The sequence below is a fragment of the Sphingomonas sp. CCH9-E2 genome (assembly GCF_001557215.1).
GTDB lineage: Bacteria > Pseudomonadota > Alphaproteobacteria > Sphingomonadales > Sphingomonadaceae > Sphingomonas.
Genome location: NZ_LSJM01000006.1, coordinates 1 through 17543, shown reverse-complemented (window position 1 = coordinate 17543; position 17543 = coordinate 1). Strand labels below are relative to the sequence as shown.

13 protein-coding genes are annotated in these 17543 nt (G+C 67.8%); 9 read left to right on the top strand and 4 right to left on the bottom strand.

Annotated features, from left to right (window positions below; genetic code table 11):
• The first annotated feature begins 93 nt into the window (after positions 1-93).
• The 4 genes from AX681_RS00425 to AX681_RS00410 are packed head-to-tail and all read left to right on the top strand — an operon-like array spanning position 94 to position 4518.
• Complete coding sequence (locus tag AX681_RS00425; RefSeq protein ID WP_066662244.1) at positions 94-1083, top strand: glycoside hydrolase family 5 protein; 990 nt, start codon at positions 94-96, stop codon at positions 1081-1083.
• Positions 1080-2207, top strand: coding sequence for a hypothetical protein (locus AX681_RS00420; RefSeq protein ID WP_066662246.1), 1128 nt, complete (start codon positions 1080-1082; stop codon positions 2205-2207). The genes AX681_RS00425 and AX681_RS00420 overlap by 4 nt, the downstream gene beginning before the upstream one ends.
• Positions 2192-3034: an aldose 1-epimerase gene (locus AX681_RS00415; RefSeq protein WP_082738049.1), complete on the top strand. Its 843-nt coding sequence runs from the start codon at positions 2192-2194 to the stop codon at positions 3032-3034. Before AX681_RS00420 ends, AX681_RS00415 begins: the two co-directional genes overlap by 16 nt.
• Complete coding sequence (locus AX681_RS00410) at positions 3031-4518, top strand: tryptophan halogenase family protein (protein ID WP_066662249.1); 1488 nt, start codon at positions 3031-3033, stop codon at positions 4516-4518. The genes AX681_RS00415 and AX681_RS00410 overlap by 4 nt, the downstream gene beginning before the upstream one ends.
• Before the next feature lies 1 nt (position 4519).
• Here the strand turns inward: AX681_RS00410 and AX681_RS00405 are convergent, their stop codons facing one another.
• From AX681_RS00405 to AX681_RS00390, 4 genes are read right to left on the bottom strand one after another with little or no spacing between them, the layout of a single operon-like run.
• Positions 4520-6979, bottom strand: a complete 2460-nt coding sequence (locus tag AX681_RS00405; protein WP_066681510.1) for a glycoside hydrolase family 3 protein — start codon at positions 6977-6979, stop codon at positions 4520-4522.
• Positions 6976-8076 carry a tryptophan 7-halogenase gene (locus tag AX681_RS00400; RefSeq protein WP_197424201.1) on the bottom strand — a complete coding sequence of 367 codons (1101 nt, stop codon included), beginning with the start codon at positions 8074-8076 and terminating at the stop codon, positions 6976-6978. Before AX681_RS00400 ends, AX681_RS00405 begins: the two co-directional genes overlap by 4 nt.
• Positions 8073-9578 (bottom strand): tryptophan halogenase family protein, encoded by a 1506-nt coding sequence (locus AX681_RS00395; protein WP_066662009.1) that lies wholly within the window; start codon positions 9576-9578, stop codon positions 8073-8075. The genes AX681_RS00400 and AX681_RS00395 overlap by 4 nt, the downstream gene beginning before the upstream one ends.
• The gene (locus AX681_RS00390) at positions 9575-11209 is read right to left on the bottom strand and encodes a glycoside hydrolase family 43 protein (RefSeq protein WP_066662008.1); all 1635 of its coding nucleotides are present in this window, start codon (positions 11207-11209) and stop codon (positions 9575-9577) included. Before AX681_RS00390 ends, AX681_RS00395 begins: the two co-directional genes overlap by 4 nt.
• Before the next feature lie 134 nt (positions 11210-11343).
• Between AX681_RS00390 and AX681_RS00385 the strand changes: the two genes are divergently transcribed.
• The 5 genes from AX681_RS00385 to AX681_RS00365 are packed head-to-tail and all read left to right on the top strand — an operon-like array spanning position 11344 to position 17484.
• The gene (locus tag AX681_RS00385) at positions 11344-12483 is read left to right on the top strand and encodes a fumarylacetoacetate hydrolase family protein (RefSeq protein ID WP_066662005.1); all 1140 of its coding nucleotides are present in this window, start codon (positions 11344-11346) and stop codon (positions 12481-12483) included.
• Between the two features lie 26 nt (positions 12484-12509).
• Positions 12510-13943 (top strand): aldehyde dehydrogenase family protein, encoded by a 1434-nt coding sequence (locus AX681_RS00380; RefSeq protein WP_066662003.1) that lies wholly within the window; start codon positions 12510-12512, stop codon positions 13941-13943.
• Between the two features lie 33 nt (positions 13944-13976).
• Entirely contained in the window at positions 13977-14735 is a 759-nt protein-coding gene (locus AX681_RS00375) for an SDR family NAD(P)-dependent oxidoreductase (protein ID WP_066662000.1), read from the top strand.
• Positions 14726-15604, top strand: a complete 879-nt coding sequence (locus tag AX681_RS00370) for an SMP-30/gluconolactonase/LRE family protein (RefSeq protein WP_066661998.1) — start codon at positions 14726-14728, stop codon at positions 15602-15604. The genes AX681_RS00375 and AX681_RS00370 overlap by 10 nt, the downstream gene beginning before the upstream one ends.
• Positions 15601-17484, top strand: coding sequence for a sialate O-acetylesterase (locus tag AX681_RS00365; protein WP_066661996.1), 1884 nt, complete (start codon positions 15601-15603; stop codon positions 17482-17484). The genes AX681_RS00370 and AX681_RS00365 overlap by 4 nt, the downstream gene beginning before the upstream one ends.
• The last annotated feature ends 59 nt before the right edge of the window (positions 17485-17543 follow it).

Genomic DNA, 17543 nt, shown 5'->3' with positions numbered 1-17543 from the left:
CGCACAAAACCCCGATTGACCGGCGTTGTTTGATAGCGCTACCAATCACCTCGAACACGGCCCGTCAGTGGCCGGAGCTTTGAGGAGAGATGCATGATCGGTCCGCTGGCGATTGCCGCCCTGTTGTCCGCCGCGCCGCAGGCCGCGCCCGCGCGCACCGACAAATTGCCAGTCGGCATCTGCATCAACATCGGCAACACCTTCGAGCCGCCGGCCGAGTCCGCCTGGGGCGGCAAACCGCTCGCCGATGACGATATGGCGATCATCGCCAAGGCCGGGTTCAAGACCGTGCGCCTGCCCGTCCGCTGGGACACCCATGCCGGGCCGGGACCGGACTTCAAGATCGACGACGCCTATATGAAGCGCATCCGCACCGCCGTCGAACAGGCGCGCGCGGCCGGGCTCAACGTCATCCTCAACAGCCACCATTTCGAGGCGATTCACAAGGATCCGCTGGGCAGCGCACCGCAGCTGGCGGCGATGTGGCGGCAGATCGCGGCGCGCTTTGCCGACATGCCGCGCGACCATGTGTGGTTCGAAATCGAGAATGAGCCGCACGACAAGTTCGACAACAAGAATCTGATCGCGGTCATCACCCCGGCGCTGAAGGCGATCCGCGCGACCAACCCGGACCGGCCGGTGATCATCGGCGGCGAATTCTGGAGCGGGATCGATAGCCTGGCGACGCTGCCGCTGCCCGACGATCCCCATGTCGTTCCGACCTTTCACTATTACGAGCCGTTCGACTTCACCCATCAGGGCGCGACCTGGGTCAACCCGGCCCCGCCGCTGGGTCGCACCTATGGAACGGCCGAGGATGTGCTGCGCCTGAAGCGCGATGTCGAAAAGATCCGCGCCTATATCGCGCGCACCGGCAAGACGCCGTTCATGGGGGAGTCGGGCGCGCACACGACGACCAGCCTGGAGCAGCGCGTCGCCTATCACCGCGCGGTCACCGCCGCGTTCGGCCCGCTGGACATCGGCATGTGCAGCTGGGCGTACAGCAACACCTTCCCATTTTACGACAAGGAGAAGAAGCAATGGCTTCCCGGTCTGCGCGGCGCGATGGGGCTGCCGGAATGAAGCGGGGTCTGATCGTAGCGGCTGCACTTGCCGTGCTCGTTCCCGCCGCCGTGGTGGCACAGGACCAGCCGACTGCCGAGCTACAAGCGCTCGACGATGCGCTGCCCGGCACGCTGATCAACGATCCGTCGCGGCTCGACTGGAGCTTCTACGGCGCCGAGCAGAAGACCAAGAATGTGCAGGACCCCTCGATCCCGGGCGGCGGTGCCGCGGTGCGGGTCGAAGTGCCGCGCGCCGGTGCCAACATCTATGACAGCGGCGCAAACGTCCCGATCCGCCGCGGGATCGCGGTCGGACGCGACGTCACCGTCGCCTTTTATGCCCGGACGGTGAAGTCCGAGGCCCCGGGCGGCAAGGGCAAGATCGGCGTGCGCTTTCAGCAGAATGCCGCGCCCTATGCGGGTTTTGGCGACACGGTGCTGGATATCGGCAGCGAATGGGCGCTGTACGAAGTCACCGCGCGATCGGACAAGGCGCTGCCGACCGGGCAGGCCGTTGTCGGCCTACAGCTCGCCGGGGCCAAGCAGGTGATCGAGATCGGCCAGGTGATCGTGGTCGAGGGTGCGACGAGCATCCGCACGACGAAGCGCGTCGAGAGCGCCGCCGCGCCCGATCCCGAGCTGCCGCCGCAGCTCAAGGACAAGGGCCGGATGCTCAACGATCCGGCGAACCGCGACTGGGGGTTCCACGGTGCGGGGCAGACGACCAAGGCGACGGTGACCAATGTCTATGGCCGCGTCGGTACGCTGTTCAGCGTCGCCAATGCCGGAGCCGCGCCCTATGCCTCGGGCGCGAGCGTGGCGCTGGACGAGGAGATCAAGGAGGGCGACGTGCTGCTGGTCGCGGTGCTCGCGCGCGCGCTCTCGGCGGCGACGCCGGATGGCCAGGGGATGCTGTCGGTGCGCGTCCAGAAAAACGCCGCGCCCTATGACGGCTTCCTCGACAAAGCGGTTCAGGTCGGGCCGAACTGGCGGCTCTACCAGTTCCGCACCCAGGCCCCGATGGACATCGCCAAGGGCGCGGGCCAGCTGGCGCTGCACACCGGGGCAGCCCGGCAGGAGCTTGAGATCGGCCCGGTCTATGTCATTCGCGAAGAAGCGGTGCTGACATCGTCGAGCAACTGATCCTGACCGCGGGGGCGGCGCGTGCCGCGGTCGCTCCGGCACTGGGCGGCGCGCTGACCAGCTGGACCATCGACGGCCGACCGATGCTGCGCACAGCATCGGCGGAGGCGATTGCCGCGGGCGATCCGCTGGGGATGGCGAGCTTCCCGCTGGTACCCTTTTCCAACCGCATCGCCGATGCGCGGTTCGACTGGGCGGGGGAGACCCATGCGATTGCGCCGAATTTCGCGCCCGAACCGCACGCGATCCATGGCATTGGCTGGACGTCGGATTGGACGGTGCAGGAGGCGCGCGATGATCGCGCCGTGCTGGTGCTCGACCATCACGGCGATGCGCGCTGGCCCTTTGCCTTTGCGGCCGAGCAGCAGGTCGAGCTGACCGCCGATACGCTGACGGTGACGCTGACCGCACGCAATCTGGAGGCATTCGACGCGCCGCTCGCCTGTGGGCATCACCCCTATTTTCCCGCAGCGGGCGCACGATTGCACTTTGCGGCAGAGCGGCGCTGGCCGCCCGATGCACGGATGCTGCCAAGCGAACCGGTCGAGATTGCCGATCGCAAGGTCGATTTCGCGGTCGCCGAACGCGCGCTTGATTGCGCCTTTTCCGGATGGGATGGGGTCGCGTCGATCAGCTGGCCGGACGCCGCGCTGCGGATCGAATCCGAAGTCGATCATGCGGTGGTCTATACCCCGGCCGGCGCGCCGCATTTCTGTTTCGAGCCGGTGGCGCATCTGCCCAATGCGCTCAGTGTCGTCGTTGCGCCGGGCGCGACCCATCGCGCGACGCTGCGGCTGATCGCGCAAGCTGTTAGCGTGGGGGCATGACCGCACCGCCCGTCTCCAGCATCGTCATCATCGGCGGCGGCACCGCCGGGTGGATGGCGGCAGCCGCCGCCGCGCGCTTCCTGAGCGATGGTCAGCGGACGATCACATTGGTCGAATCCGACGCGATCGGCACGGTCGGAGTCGGTGAGGCGACGATCCCGCCGATCCGCGAATTCAACCACCGGCTGGGCATCGACGAGCCCGACTTCGTCCGCGAGACGGGCGCGACGATCAAGCTGGGCATCGAATTCGTCAACTGGGGGCAGGTCGGCGACCGCTATCTGCATCCGTTCGGCGAACTGGGGCATGATTTCCAGGGCGTCGCGTTCCACCAATATTGGCTGAAGCACCGCATCGGCGCGCTGGAGGAGTATTGGATCGCTGCGCAGGCGGCGCGGCGCGACCGCTTTGCCCATCCTGCCGCAGACCCGCGCTCACCGCTGGGCGGAATGGCCTATGCCTATCATTTCGATGCGGGCCTTTATGCAGCATTTCTGCGCCGTCGCGCCGAAGCCGGGGGCGTAGCGCGGGTCGAGGGCAAGATCGCATCGGTCGAACGCGATCCCGCGACCGGCCATGTCGCCGCCGTGCTGCTCGACGACGGGCGCCGCATCGCGGGTGATTTCTTCATCGACTGTTCGGGGTTTCGCAGCCTGTTGCTCGGCGACGCGCTGGGGGTCGGTTATCACGACTGGTCGCACTGGCTGCCATGTGATCGCGCGATTGCGGTTCCGTGCGCGCGCGTCGATCCGCTGACCCCGCTGACGCGCTCCACCGCGCATGAATTCGGTTGGCAGTGGCGCATCCCGCTGCAGCATCGCACCGGCAACGGCATCGTCTATGCGAGTGCGTTCGGCAGCGAGGAGCGCGCGCGCGAGACGCTGCTGGCGAACCTCGACGCGCCCGCAACCGCCGAGCCGCGCGCTTTGTCCTTCACCGCCGGGGTGCGGGAGCAGCAATGGGTCGGCAATGTCGTCGCGCTGGGCCTGTCAGCCGGCTTTGTCGAGCCGCTCGAATCGACCAGCATTCACCTGATCCAGACCGGCATCTCAAAGCTGATGTGGCTGTTCCCCGACCGCAGCATGAGCGCGGCGGGGCGCAACGAATATAACCGGCTGATGCACGAGGCCTATGAATATGTGCGCGATTTCATCGTACTGCATTACAAGGCGACGCAGCGGCGCGACAGCGAACTGTGGCGTCACGTCGGCGCGATGACGGTGCCGGACAGCCTCGCCGCCAAGCTGGAACTGTGGCGCGAGCGCGGGCGAATCCGGCGGTACGACCATGACCTGTTCGGCGTGCCGAGCTGGGTCGCGGTGCTGCTGGGCCAGCATATCATCCCCGACGGCTATGACCCGCTAGTGGATTCGATGGACGATGCACGCGTAACCGCCGCGATGCGCCAGATCGCCGCGACCTATGCCGATGTGGCGGGGAAGCTCCCCGGCCATGCCGACCAGATCGCGGCGATGGTCGGCTAGGTCACGGACACGCGACTACGCGGTCCGCCGCCGTTCCCAGTGCAACCCGCGACAGGCTGAACGTGAACGCGCCTTCGCTGCGCAGCATGAACGGTGCCTCGACACGGCCGAGATTCGCGCCGCCCTTCGCAAAGCACTTGAGCGGCACGCCATAGCTGACCCAGTCGCCGGGCTTCGCACCCTCGACTGCAGTTGCGCGGACGGCGGCATTGCCCATGCGGAAACTGACCGCACCCGCCGGCTTGGCATCGACGCGCAGCGTGGCGACCAGCATGACATCGCCATTGGTCTCGCGCGTCAGGTCGAGCGGCGCATAGGTGGTCAGGCCGACCGCGGCGCTGCCGGAGTCGATCGCGAAACGCCGTGCGCCTTCCTGCACGACATGATCGACCGCAGTCACCCGCACGCGCCCGCTCGCCGCCGCTGCCGGGACCGTCGTGATGCGCGTCGAGTCCGCCGGATCGCCATAGACCTGCAGCGACCAGGACGCCGCCGGCACGCCGCCAGCGAAATAGACATTGCCCGCGTCTTCCGCCGGAACCTCGCTATCCTCCGACAGCGGCTTCCACGGCGCGGCCCCGCCCGCCAGCGTCAGGCCATAGCCAAACGGGAAGAGCGTCGGGCCGTCTGCGCGCGCGGTGGCGGGCCAGGCAACGGGCAGCTTGCCGGTGAAGTCATAGGGGGCACGGCGGTCCTTGCGCTGAACCAGCAGGTCGGCGATTCCCGCCCCTTCGGACCCCGGCAGCCACGCGACAACGAACGCGTCGGCGACGTTGAGCTCCGGGTTCATGAACAGCGGTCGGCCGGTGACCATCACCGCGACGACCGGAATTCCCTGCGCCTTGAGCTTCTTCATCGTCTCATAGGGCTTGCGCAATTCGGGGCGGAGCTGCAGCGTTTTCAGGTCACCCTGGAATTCGGCATAGGGCGTTTCGCCGAATACGACGATCGCGACGTCGGGCTTCTTCGCGAACGTGCCGTCCGCAACCAGCTCGGCGCTGCCGCCAGTCGATGTCACTGCGTCGTGCAGCCCCTTCCAGATTGAGGTCGCGCCGGGGAACTGATCGTTCTTGACCCCCGTGCCCTGCCAGGTCAGCGTCCAGCCGCCCGACTGACGCCCGATATCGTCCGCCGCGTCGCCCGCCACCAGCACATGCGCGCCCGCCTTCACCGGCAGCAGCGAACCATTGTTCTTGAGCAGCACCAGCGACTTGCGCACCGCGTCGCGCGCCACCGCGCGGTGATCGGCATGGCCAAGCAGCGACCAGTCGCCCGAATATTTGCGCGTCGAGGGCTTGCCCGCCTCGAACAGCCCAAGCCGCATCTTGACCCGCAGGATGCGCGCGACCGCATCGTCGAGCCGCGCCATCGGCACCTCGCCCGACTTCACCTGCGCGACCAGCGAATGCCACAGCGGCTTCCAGCTGTCGGGCGCCATGTACATGTCGAGCCCGGCATTGACCGCCTTCGGGCAGGAGGCGTTGGTGCAGCCTTCGACCTGGCCGTGCGCGTTCCAGTCGGAGACGAGGAAGCCGCCGAAGTTCATCCGGTTCTTGAGCACATCGGTCAGCATTCCCTTGTGCCCGGTCATCTTGGTGCCGTTCCAGCTTGAGAAGCTGACCATCACCGTCGCCACGCCCTGCTCGATCGCGGGGACATAGGGGGCACCGTGAATGTCGCGCAGTTCGGTCTCGCTGATCCGCGCATCGCCCTGATCGCGCCCCTCATGCGTCCCGCCATCGGCGAGGAAATGCTTGGTCGAGGCGAGAACATAGGGCCCGGCGAGGAGGTTGGTGCCGCTGCCCGGCCCCTGCAGCCCGCGCACCATCCGCTCGACATAGGAGGCCACCAGCTTGGGGTCGGACGAATAGCCTTCATAGGCGCGGCCCCAGCGAAAATCGCGCGGGACGGTGACGGTGGGGGCGAAGGTCCATTCCTGCCCGGTCGCACGGATTTCGAGCGCAGTGGCCTGGGCGATCTTCTCGATCAGGTCGGGATCGCGCATCGCGCCGAGGCCGATATTGTGCGGGAACAGCGTCGCGCCGATGATGTTGCTGTGACCATGCACCGCGTCGGTGCCCCAGATGATCGGAATGCCGACGCGCCCGCCACTCTTGTCGACCGAAGCCTCGTAAAACGCGTCGGCCAGCTGCAGCCACTTCGGCGCTGCTGCGAAATCGTCGCCATAGGGACCACTGCTGCCACCATTGAGGACCGAGCCGAGATGATAGGTGCGCACGTCCGCCGGGGTCACGCTGGCGATGTCGGCCTGAACGATCTGGCCGACCTTCTCCTCGACGCTCATCTGCGCGATCAGCGCCTTGATCTTCGCTTCGACAGCGTTGTCCGTTTGCTGCGGCCAGGCCGGGCTCGGCCAGATCTCGGGATGGACCGTGCTTTCCTGCGCCGCCAGCGGTGCGGCCACGGCAGCGCCGAGCGCCAGGAGCATCAAACGCTTCATCTATTCCTCTCCATCATGCGGATCAGTTGGTCTTGCGGGACGGCGCGGGCGGTGGGGTCGATGCGCGCGGGGCGAACCCCGTTCGCGAACCACCAGCCGACCCATTCGCCTGGGGTCACGGGATCGCCGTCGCGATAGGGAATGCGCCCGCGCGCGGCAAATCCGGCGCGTAGGGCAGCGAGATCAGCGGTCGCCGGGACGCCCCAGCGCTCGGTCGCCCAATCGAGCACCCGTTGGTGCGCGATGGCGGTGCGGCGATTATACTCGGCGGCCTCCCGATCGCTCGGCTCGGCATGCGGCATGAACTCGATCGCGCGCAGGATATCGGCATGCGCCGCGGAGAGCGCGTGGCCGTCGAAGCTCTCCGCGACGAGCGCCGCTTCGCCAAGGGCAATGGTCCGGCCGGAGCGTGGCGTGGAATGGCGACCGGGTATCAGTCCGGCCCCTCCCGCGAGCCGCCAGCCCCAGGGCGGGGCCTGCCACTCGACCACGCTGTCGGCGATGTCCAGCGTTTCGCCTTCAGCGGCGCCGGGCGCGACCGGCTCGGCGACAACGCTTGGCAGCGGGGCGCAGAGCCAGTCGTCTCCCGGCACCGTGCAGTCGAGCAGCAGGTCGGCATCGTCCGCCGTGCCCCCCGCGACGCCCAGCGCCGCGGCCATTTCGGCAAGCAGCGCTGCGTAAGCGGGCATGTCGAAGCGCACGCCGAACGGCTCGGCCCCGGGCACGGTGAGCGCGGCCCAACTGGGCGTCGCCTCAGGCCGCTCCGTCAGGCTCCGCAGCCATAGCTGATGCAGCGCAACGCCCTCGATATGCGGGATCGCGCCCGGCCCGCCCAGCGGCTCGCCGTTCAGCGTGACACGATGGATCGCAACCGCACCGGTGCGGCGAATGAACAGTTGCTGGTCCAGCCCGATCGCGCGGTGAAACGCATCGATCGCCAGCGTCGCTGCGCCGATGCGGTCGAGCAGCGACCGGGGATCGGCCGGGCGTTCCACCAAAGTGATCCGCGCAGCAGGCAGCGCGCGGCGAAAGGCGATGGCGGCGGACAGCGCGACCACGCCGCTGCCCAGCACCGCGATGCTGGCCGGGCCGCTCATGCCGCCCCCCATGCGCCTTGTGCGCGCAGTGCCGCTTCGTGGTCGGGCATCGCAGCAACCCGGCTGCGGATCGTGTCGGCGATATCGTCGAGCGCGCGCTCGAGCGCGGCGGGTGCGGGGTTGTCGGCGCGCGGGTCATGGCGCTGCGGCACCATCCCCTGTCCCAGATAGACGGCGACCCAACTGGGTTCGAGGAACAGGCCCTCGCCATATTTCTCGATTCGCCCTGCCTCACGCCACAGCTCGAGCTTGCCGGCGAGGGTGTCGGGCAGGTCCATCGTGCGGACATGGTTCCAGAAGTCCGAATCATCGCGCGTCGTGGCGTGATAATGGAGGATCAGGAAATCGCGGACGCGGTCATATTCATAATCGACCGTCGCGTTGAACGCGGCGCGGTCGGCGGGGTCGATCTGACGCTCGGGGAACAGTTCGATCAGCCGCATCACCGCCATTTGCGCCAGATGGATGCTGGTCGATTCGAGCGGTTCGAGGAAGCCGCTGGCCAGCCCGATGCTCACCACATTGCCGACCCAGCTTTCGCGCCGCCGCCCGGCGCGGAAGCGCAGGATGCGCGGTTCGGCGAGCGGCGTCCCCTCGACCGCGCGGAGAATCGCATCGCACGCCGCGTCTTCCGACAGGAAGCTGCTGGAGAAGACATAGCCGTTGCCGACGCGATGCTGCAGCGGGATGCGCCAGCGCCAGCCGGCGGTCATCGCGGTGGCGCGGGTATAGGGTTCGATCGGTCCGGCGGGCGATGTCGCGGGCAGCGCCGCCGCGCGGTCGCAGGGCAGCCAGTGCGACCAATCCTCCCAAGGCGCATCCATCGCGCCGCCGATCAGCAGCGCGCGAAAGCCCGAGCAGTCGATGAACAGATCGCCCGCCACCCGCTCGCCACTGTCGAGCACGAGCTGCGTGACATCACCGCTCTCGCCGTCGCGCTCGACCCCGGTGACCCGCCCCTCGGTCCGCGTGACGCCGCGCGCCTCCGAATAACCGCGCAGCATCGGGGCGAGCCGGGTGGCATCGAACTGATAGGCCCAGCCATAGCTGGTCGACAGGAAGTCGCCATCGGCCGGGGGCAGCGCAAAGCGATTGGCACGCGCGGCGACGATGGGGAGCGAATAGTCCTCGATTCCGCGGGCACTCCCCTCGGCGCGGGCGCGCAGCCAGTAATGGTGGAAGCCGACTCCGGCGATATCGACGCCATACGCCCCAAAGGGGTGGATATAGCGATCCCCGATCCTGCCGAAATCGCGGAAATCGATGCCGAGTTTGTAGGTCGCGCTTGTCGCGCGCATCATCTCGGCTTCAGGAATGCCCAGCCGCTCGAGAAAGGCGCGCAGATGCGGGAGGGTCGCCTCTCCCACCCCGACAATGCCGATTTCCTCGGATTCGATCAGGCGCACGTCGGCCACACCAGGCAGGAAGCGCGCGAGTGCGGATGCGGTCATCCACCCCGCGGTTCCGCCCCCGACGATGACGACGCGCACCGGGTCGATCATGGCGTTCCCGACGCTGCGTGCGGGCCGACGACCAGGCCCATGAACAGCCCGGCATGGATCGTGGCGAGGCGCGACACGTCCACGTCCTTGGCGATGCTGCGCCATGCAGTTGTCCCAACCGGGCGCCATTCGGCCTGAGCGGTGCCCGCATCGAAGCTCAGTTTCAGCTCGACCTGGGTTGCGCTTTCGCGCGGAACCGATGCGATCACGACGCCATTATCGGGCTCGTCCTTGCTAATCCGTCGCCGCACGACGAGCTTGTCGCCTTCAAGCCCAGCGAACAACAGATGATGTTCATTGGCGACCGCGAGCAGCCCCGCCCGCTGCGCCTCGTCCTTGGGGTCGAAGGTCACGCGCGTGGTCCAGCTCGCCTTGCGGTGCTGCATCCGCTTGCCGATGTAGCTCGGCTGGGCGAGCGCGCCCGCCGCGACCGGCCGTGCGTCGAGCGTCAGCGCGCCGTCGGCGATCCGCCACCACGGCGCGTCCTTGGGCGTGCGCAGCATCAGCCAGTCCTGCGCGAGTTTGGGCGTATCGAACTCCTCGCGCCAGTCGCGCGCTTCGCCGGGCGAGGCGGGCAGGTTCGGACGCGCGACGCTGGCGGGCAGAGGGGTGCGCGCGGGCAGGATCAGCGGCCAGCCATCCTTCCACGTCACCGGCAGCAGGAAGGTTTCGCGCCCGAGCAATGTCTCCTGTCCCCGGAACGGGCGGGTGGCGAGGAACACCGCCCACCAGCTGCCATCGTCGAGCTTCACGAAATCGGCGTGGCCGGTCGCCTGGACCGGGTTCGGGCGGTCCTCGGGCAGGTCGCGTTGCGTCAGGATCGGGTTAACCGGGCCGGGTGTGTACGGGCCGGTCAGGGTGCGGGAGCGATAGATGGTCTGCGAATGCTGGTCTGCCGTGCCGCCTTCGGCCGCCAGGAGATAATACCAGCGATCGACCTTGTAGATATGCGGCCCCTCGGCCCAGATCGGCTTGGTCGACGGATCGACACCCTTGTCGACGAGCAGGTGGCGCGGCCCCTTCATCTTGAAGGTGGAAAGGTCGATTTCCTGCATCCACAGCGCGCGGTGGCCGTCATATTCGGGCGGTCCCGGCGGCGCGTCATTGTTGACGATCCAGGCGCGGCCGTCCTCGAAATAGATCGACGGATCGATCCCGCCAAAGCTGAGCCAGTGCGGCCCGCTCCACGGCCCCGCCGGGTTCTTGGCGGTCAGCATGAAATTGTCGCGACATCCGACGCAGGTGTTGAGGATGTAATAGGTGCCGTCATGATATTCGATCGTCGGCGCGAACACGCCCCGGTCGAGCGCCAGCCCGCTGAAGTCGAGCATCTCCGGCCGGTCGATCGCATTGCCGATCTGGCGCCAGTTCACCAGATCGCGGCTGTGGTAAACCGGGATGCCGGGGAACCAGGCAAAGGTCGAGGTGACGAGATAGAAATCCTGCCCCACCTTCACGATCGACGGGTCGGGCCGAAAGCCCGGGAGCACCGGATTTGCAAACTGCCCGGCGGGGAGCGCAGGTAGCGCTGACTCCGCCGTGTAGCTGACGAAATCGAATCGCGCCGTGCTCTGCTGCGCAACAGCGGGTGCAGCAAGCAACATGGCCAGCAATGGCGCAAAACCCTTCATTTCGCTCCTCTCCTCACGTCTTCGCACGGCTTTCCCGCGCGTGCATCGACGTTTTTTCCGTGCGATGCTTGACACCTCCATAGGAGCATGATGTTAGCGCTATCAAGAGCAATGATGTCGGAGAGGTAAAAGGGATGACGGTCGCACTGGCTGGAATATTGCCGGAGGATTGGCGGACCGGCCGCTTCCTCGGACGGGTCGATCTGGGCGATGGCCCCGTGCCGGTGCTGATCGCCGATGGTGCGTTGTTCGACCTGACTCCGCATGCCGCGACCGTCGCCGGAGCGATCGACCGTGGCCTGACCACGCCGGAATTCGGACGGCGGATCGCCGACCTGGACGCGACCGACCCGCAATTGCCCGAGGGCACGGCATTGCTCGCGCCGATCGACTTGCAGTGCATCAAGGCTGCGGGCGTGACCTTTGCCGTATCGGCCATCGAGCGCGTGATCGAGGAACGGGCGCGCGGCGACGCCAGCCAGGCGGCAGCGATCCGCGGACGGCTGGAGGAGCGGATCGGCGGAGGCATCCGGTCGGTCGTACCCGGGTCGGACGAGGCGGCGGCGCTCAAGGCCGCGCTGATTGAGGATGGCATGTGGTCGCAATATCTGGAGGTCGCGATCGGCCCGGATGCGGAAATCTTCACCAAGTCGCCGGTGCTGTCGGCGGTTGGCCATGAAGCCCCGATCGGGGTGCGGTCGGATTCGAGATGGAACAATCCCGAACCCGAAATCGTGCTGGCCATGTCGCGCCGGGGCGAGGCGGTCGGCGCGATGCTGGGCAACGACGTCAATCTGCGCGATTTCGAGGGGCGCTCGGCGCTGCTGCTGGGCAAGGCCAAAGACAATACCGCGTCCTGTGCGCTCGGCCCGTTCATCCGCATGTTCGACGACGGCTTCACCATCGACGATGTGCGCAGCGCCGATGTCGCGCTGACGATCGAGGGCACCGACGGCTTCAGGCTGGAGGGTGCAAGCCGGATGAGCGAGATCAGCCGCGACCCGCTGGAAATCGCGCGCCAGGCGATGAGCGAACATCACTATCCCGACGGCTTCGTGCTGTTCCTCGGCACCCTGTTTGCGCCGACCCAGGATCGCGACGTGCCGGGTGGCGGTTTCACCCATAAGGTGGGCGATCGCGTGACGATCGCTTCGTCGCGACTTGGTACGCTCGCAAATACCGTGACGACGTCGAAAAATGCCCCCATATGGGAAATTGGAATCGGTGTTCTTGTTCGTGACCTGGTGCGTCGCGGACTTGCCGACCGGATCTGAACTCTGACTAGCAGGACCTTTGCATCATGAAGCTGACCCATCTGATCAACGGCGAGCGCGTCGCGGTCGACACCCCGCTGGAGAGCCGCAACCCGTCGAACACCGATGAGGTGGTCGCGACCTTTGCTGCGGGCGATGCGGCGGTGGTAGATCAGGCGGTGCAGGCCGCCCGCGCCGCGCAGCCGGGCTGGGCCGCAGCGTCGCCGGAAGTGCGCGCCGATCTGCTCGACAAGGTCGGCGCGACGATCATGGCGCGCGCCGCCGAGCTTGGCGAACTGCTCGCGCGGGAAGAGGGCAAGACCCGCGCCGAGGGCATGGGCGAAGTGATGCGCGCCGCGCGGATTTTCCGCTATTTCGGCGGTGAGGCGCTGCGCCGCCACGGCCTGACGCTCGAATCGACGCGCCCCGGCCTTGATGTCGCGACCTATCGCGAGGCGGTGGGCGTGGTCGGGCTGATCACGCCGTGGAACTTCCCGATCGCGATTCCGGCGTGGAAGGCCGCCCCGGCACTCGCCTTCGGCAACACCGTGGTGATGAAGCCTGCCAATGTGACCCCGGCGATGGCGAGCGCATTGGCCGACATCATTCAGGAATGCGGCGCGCCGGCCGGCGTGTTCAATCTGGTGCTCGGCCAGGGCGGCGTCGGCCAGGCGATCGTCGATCATCCGCAGGTCGATGCGATCAGCTTTACCGGATCGCAGGGCGTCGGCGCGAAGGTCGGCATGGCCGCGATGATGCGGCAGGCGCGGGTGCAGCTCGAAATGGGCGGCAAGAACCCGCTGGTCGTGCTGGCGGACGCCGATCTCGACAAGGCGGTGGCAATCGCGCTGGACGGCGGCTTCTTCCAGACCGGTCAGCGCTGCACCGCATCGAGCCGGGTAATCGTCGAGGACGCAATCCACGACCGCTTCGTCGCCGCGCTCGCCGAGCGCGCCAAGGCGCTCAAGGTCGGCCCCGCCCTCGCCGCCGACACCCAGGTCGGCCCGGCATCGAGCGAAAGCCAGTTCGAACAGAATCTCCGCTATGTCCGAAAGGCGATCGAAGAGGGCGGCCGCGTTGCCAGCGGCGGACCCGACCCGCTCAAGCTCGACACGCCCGGCTATTTCATGGCGCCGACGCTCATCGCCGACACCGATCCCGACATGACGATCAACCGCGAGGAGGTGTTCGGCCCGGTCGTCTCTACCGTCCGCGCCAAGGATTACGAGCATGCGCTGGAGATTGCCAACCAGGGCGAGTTCGGCCTGTCGTCGGGCGTCGTCACCACCAGCCACAAATATGCCCGCGATTTCCGCAAGCGGATCCGCGCCGGCATGGTGATGGTCAATCTGCCGACCGCCGGCGTCGATTATCACGTGCCGTTCGGCGGCACCCGCAAGTCGAGCTATGGCGCGCGCGAACAGGGTTTCGCTGCGGTCGAATTCTATACGACCGTCAAAACGGTCTATTCGGGGGATTGAGGGTTGCTGCAGAAATCCAGCGGAGCGGCCACGATGCGCGCCATCTATCCCAGCCTGCGTGACAAACATGTCCTGATCACCGGCGGTGCGTCCGGCATCGGCGAAGGCCTGGTCGAGGCGTTTGTGGCGCAGGGCGCGCGGGTCACCTTTGTCGACGTGCAGACCGCGGCCGGCGAAGCGCTGAGCGCGCGGCTGACCCCGGACGCGATCCACGCGCCGCACTTCGCGCGTTGCGACCTGACCGATGTCGCAGCGCTGCAGTCGTGCCTCGGCGGGATCATCGCGGAGCGCGGCGCGGTCGACATCTTGCTCAACAATGCCGCGAGCGACGACCGCCACGGGATCGAGGAGGTGACGCCGGCCTATTGGGACGAGCGGATGGCGGTCAATCTGCGCCATCTGTTCTTCGCGGCGCAGGCGGTGATCCCGGGGATGAAGGAAGCCGGGCACGGCGTCATCATCAATTTCGGATCGATCAGCTGGCATCTCGGCCTGCCCGACCTCACGCTGTACCAGACCGCCAAGGCCGCGATCGAGGGGCTGACCCGCAGCCTTGCGCGCGAGCTCGGCCCGCATGGCATCCGCGCCTGCACCATCGTCCCCGGCAACGTCCAGACGCCGCGGCAGGAGAAATGGTACACGCCGGAGGGCGAGGCGGAGATCGTCGCCGCGCAGGCGCTGAAGGGCCGGATCCAGCCGGCGGACATCGCGGCGATGGCGACCTTCCTCGCCAGCGACGACGCGCGCATGTGCACTGCGCATAACTATTGGGTGGATGCTGGATGGCGATAAGCGAAGTGCGGGTCGCCGCGCGCCTCGGCGCGACGCTGGGCGAAGGTCCGGTGTGGGATGCGCAGCGCGGCTGCCTGTGGTTCGTCGATATCAAGGGGAAGAAGCTCCACCGCTTCGACCCCGCTTCGGGTGCGCTGACCAGCGCGGATGCGCCGGGCGAGATCGGCTGGGCGCTGCCCGCCGATAATGGCCGGTTGCTGTGCGGGTTGCAGAGCGGGCTACACTGGATCGACCCCGATACGCGCGCCTTCACCTTCTGGCGCACGGTCGAGCCGGATCTGCCGGGCAACCGCCTCAACGACGCCTGCACCGACGCGCAGGGCCGCGTGTGGTTCGGGTCGATGGACAATGCCGAGAGTGCCGCGACCGGACATTTCTACCGCCTCGATGCCGGACAGCTCGACCGGGTCGGCCCCGGCCCGGTGAGCATCACCAACGGCCCCGCAGTGTCACCCGCTGGCGACCGCATCTATTTCACCGACACGATCGGGCGGCGAATCTGGCAGGCTGCGCTGCATGACGATGGGTCGCTCAGCGCGGTTCAACCCTTCCTGACCTTCACCGTCGATGAAGGCTATCCCGACGGGTCGATCACCGATGCCGAGGGCAATATCTGGGTCGGCTTCTTCGCCGGGCACGGCGCGCGCCGCTTCGATCCGACCGGGCGCGAGATCGAGTTCGTCCGACTGCCGGTCGCCAATGTCACCAAGCTGGCGTTTGGAGGCGATGGGCTGACGACGCTCTACGTCACCACCGCCGCCAAGGGATTGAGCGCCGAGGAGCGCACCGCCCAGCCGCATGCCGGCGACCTGTTCGCGTTCGAGGCGCGCGTCCCCGGCCACCCCCTGGCCCGAGCGCATATCGCATGAGGATCGCGGCGGTCCTGCTCGGCGCGACCGCGCTCTTCCCCCTGCCCGCGACGGCGCAGCTCAGTTTCGGTCCGGCCATCGGCGACCAGGGCGTGCTGCAGCGTGACAAGCCGATCATCGTCGAGGGCGAGGCCGCGCCCGGGCTGTCGCTGACCGTCACGCTCGGCGACATGATCGCCCAGGCCGAGGCGGGCAAGGATGGCCAGTGGCGCGCAACCTTCCCGGCGATGAAGGCGGGCGGTCCCTATCTGCTGCGCGCCGCGACGCTCGATGCTGCGGTCGAGGCCAAGGACGTAATGGTCGGCGATGTCTGGCTGTGCTCGGGCCAGTCGAACATGGAGATGCCCGTCCGCCGCGCGCTCGATTTCGACAATCAGATGAACGGCGCCGCCGATCCGATGCTGCGCCTGCTGACCGTGCCCAAGGCGACGTCCGCGCGGCCCTTGCGGAAGTTTGCCGAGGCGGCCAGCTGGCAGGCATCAACGCGCGACACCGCACCCGAATTCTCCGCCGCCTGCTGGTACATGGCGCGCGAGTTGCGCAAGGCCGAGCCGGGGGTTGCGATCGGGCTGATCGACGCGACCTGGGGCGGCACCGCGATCCGCGCCTGGCTCGATCCGGTCGCGACGCGCAGCATCTATGGCGCGCAGGATGCCGCCTTGCTCGAAACCTATGACCGAGACCCGCTCGCCGCGAACACCGCATTCGCGCCACGCTGGATCGAGTGGTGGCGGACGCAGGACAAGGTCGAACCGTGGCGCACGCCCGATGCGGTCACATGGTCGCCGATTGCGGGCGTGGGACCGTGGGACAGCCTGGACGAACCGGCGCTGCGCGGCTTTACCGGCTGGGTGTGGTTTCGCCGCACGGTCACGCTGACGGCGGAGCAGGCGCGCGGCGGCGCGACCGTGTCGCTGGGCATCATCGACGATGGCGATCAGGCGTTCGTCAATGGCAAGCCGGTCGGCAACAGCTTCGGCTGGTCCAACCCGCGCGATTACAAGGTGCCGGGAGGCTACTGGAAGGCCGGGGCGAACGAGGTCGTCGTCGCGGTGTGGAACAGCTATGGCACCGGCGGCTTCATGGGTCCGGCCGAGCGGCTGAAGCTCACCCTGTCCGATGGATCGAGCATCCCGTTGGGCGACCAGTGGCGCTACTGGATCTCGGCCGCCAAGGGCACGCCGCCGCGTCCGCCATGGGACACTATCGCGGGCCTTGGCCTGATCGGCAATGCGATGGTCGCGCCGCTGGGCGGGATCGGGCTGCGCGGCGTCGCCTGGTATCAGGGTGAAAGCGATGCCGGGCAGACCGGCTATGACGTGCGGCTGCGCGGTCTGATCGACGGGTATCGCCGCCAGTCGAGCGATCCGGCGCTGCCGGTGCTGGTGGTCGGGCTGGCGGGCTATGGCGCGCCGGCGAGCGCGCCGGTCGAGAGTGGCTGGGGCAAGCTGCGCGACGAACAGCGCCGCGCGGTCGCGGCAACGCCGGGGACGGCGCTGGTCTCCGCGATCGACCTGGGGTCGCGCACCGACATTCATCCCGGCGACAAGAACGAACTGGGCAAGCGCCTCGCGCGCGCAGCGCTGGGCAAGCCGGGGCCGCAGGCGGTGTCGGCGCGGCGCGATGGTGGCGATGTGGTGGTGTCGTTCAGTGGCGTCGAGGGCGCGCTGACCAGCTGGAGCGGCGCGCCGATCGGGTTCGAACTATGCGCGCAGAACTGTCGCTTTGCGGCGGCACGGGTCGAGGGCGGCAAGGTCCGGGTGCTGGGCGATGGCCAGCCGGTGACGCGGATCCGCTATGCCTGGGCCGATACGCCGGTGGTGAACCTCTACGACGCGGCGAACATGACGCCGACCTCGTTCGAACTGGTGGTGGAGTAGCAGCATTCCTCCCCTGCCCCGCAGGGGAGGTGGCAGCGAAGCTGACGGAGGGGCCGCCC

Bases quoted from the DNA above. Each gene is read 5' to 3' on its own strand.
- AX681_RS00425 (WP_066662244.1), top strand. From the start codon at position 94: ATGATCGGTCCGCTGGCGATTGCCGCCCTGTTGTCCGCCGCGCCGCAG.
- AX681_RS00420 (WP_066662246.1), top strand. From the start codon at position 1,080: ATGAAGCGGGGTCTGATCGTAGCGGCTGCACTTGCCGTGCTCGTTCCC.
- AX681_RS00410 (WP_066662249.1), top strand. From the start codon at position 3,031: ATGACCGCACCGCCCGTCTCCAGCATCGTCATCATCGGCGGCGGCACC.
- AX681_RS00405 (WP_066681510.1), bottom strand. From the start codon at position 6,979: ATGAAGCGTTTGATGCTCCTGGCGCTCGGCGCTGCCGTGGCCGCACCG.
- AX681_RS00400 (WP_197424201.1), bottom strand. From the start codon at position 8,076: ATGAGCGGCCCGGCCAGCATCGCGGTGCTGGGCAGCGGCGTGGTCGCG.
- AX681_RS00395 (WP_066662009.1), bottom strand. From the start codon at position 9,578: ATGATCGACCCGGTGCGCGTCGTCATCGTCGGGGGCGGAACCGCGGGG.
- AX681_RS00390 (WP_066662008.1), bottom strand. From the start codon at position 11,209: ATGAAGGGTTTTGCGCCATTGCTGGCCATGTTGCTTGCTGCACCCGCT.
- AX681_RS00385 (WP_066662005.1), top strand. From the start codon at position 11,344: ATGACGGTCGCACTGGCTGGAATATTGCCGGAGGATTGGCGGACCGGC.
- AX681_RS00380 (WP_066662003.1), top strand. From the start codon at position 12,510: ATGAAGCTGACCCATCTGATCAACGGCGAGCGCGTCGCGGTCGACACC.
- AX681_RS00375 (WP_066662000.1), top strand. From the start codon at position 13,977: ATGCGCGCCATCTATCCCAGCCTGCGTGACAAACATGTCCTGATCACC.
- AX681_RS00370 (WP_066661998.1), top strand. From the start codon at position 14,726: ATGGCGATAAGCGAAGTGCGGGTCGCCGCGCGCCTCGGCGCGACGCTG.
- AX681_RS00365 (WP_066661996.1), top strand. From the start codon at position 15,601: ATGAGGATCGCGGCGGTCCTGCTCGGCGCGACCGCGCTCTTCCCCCTG.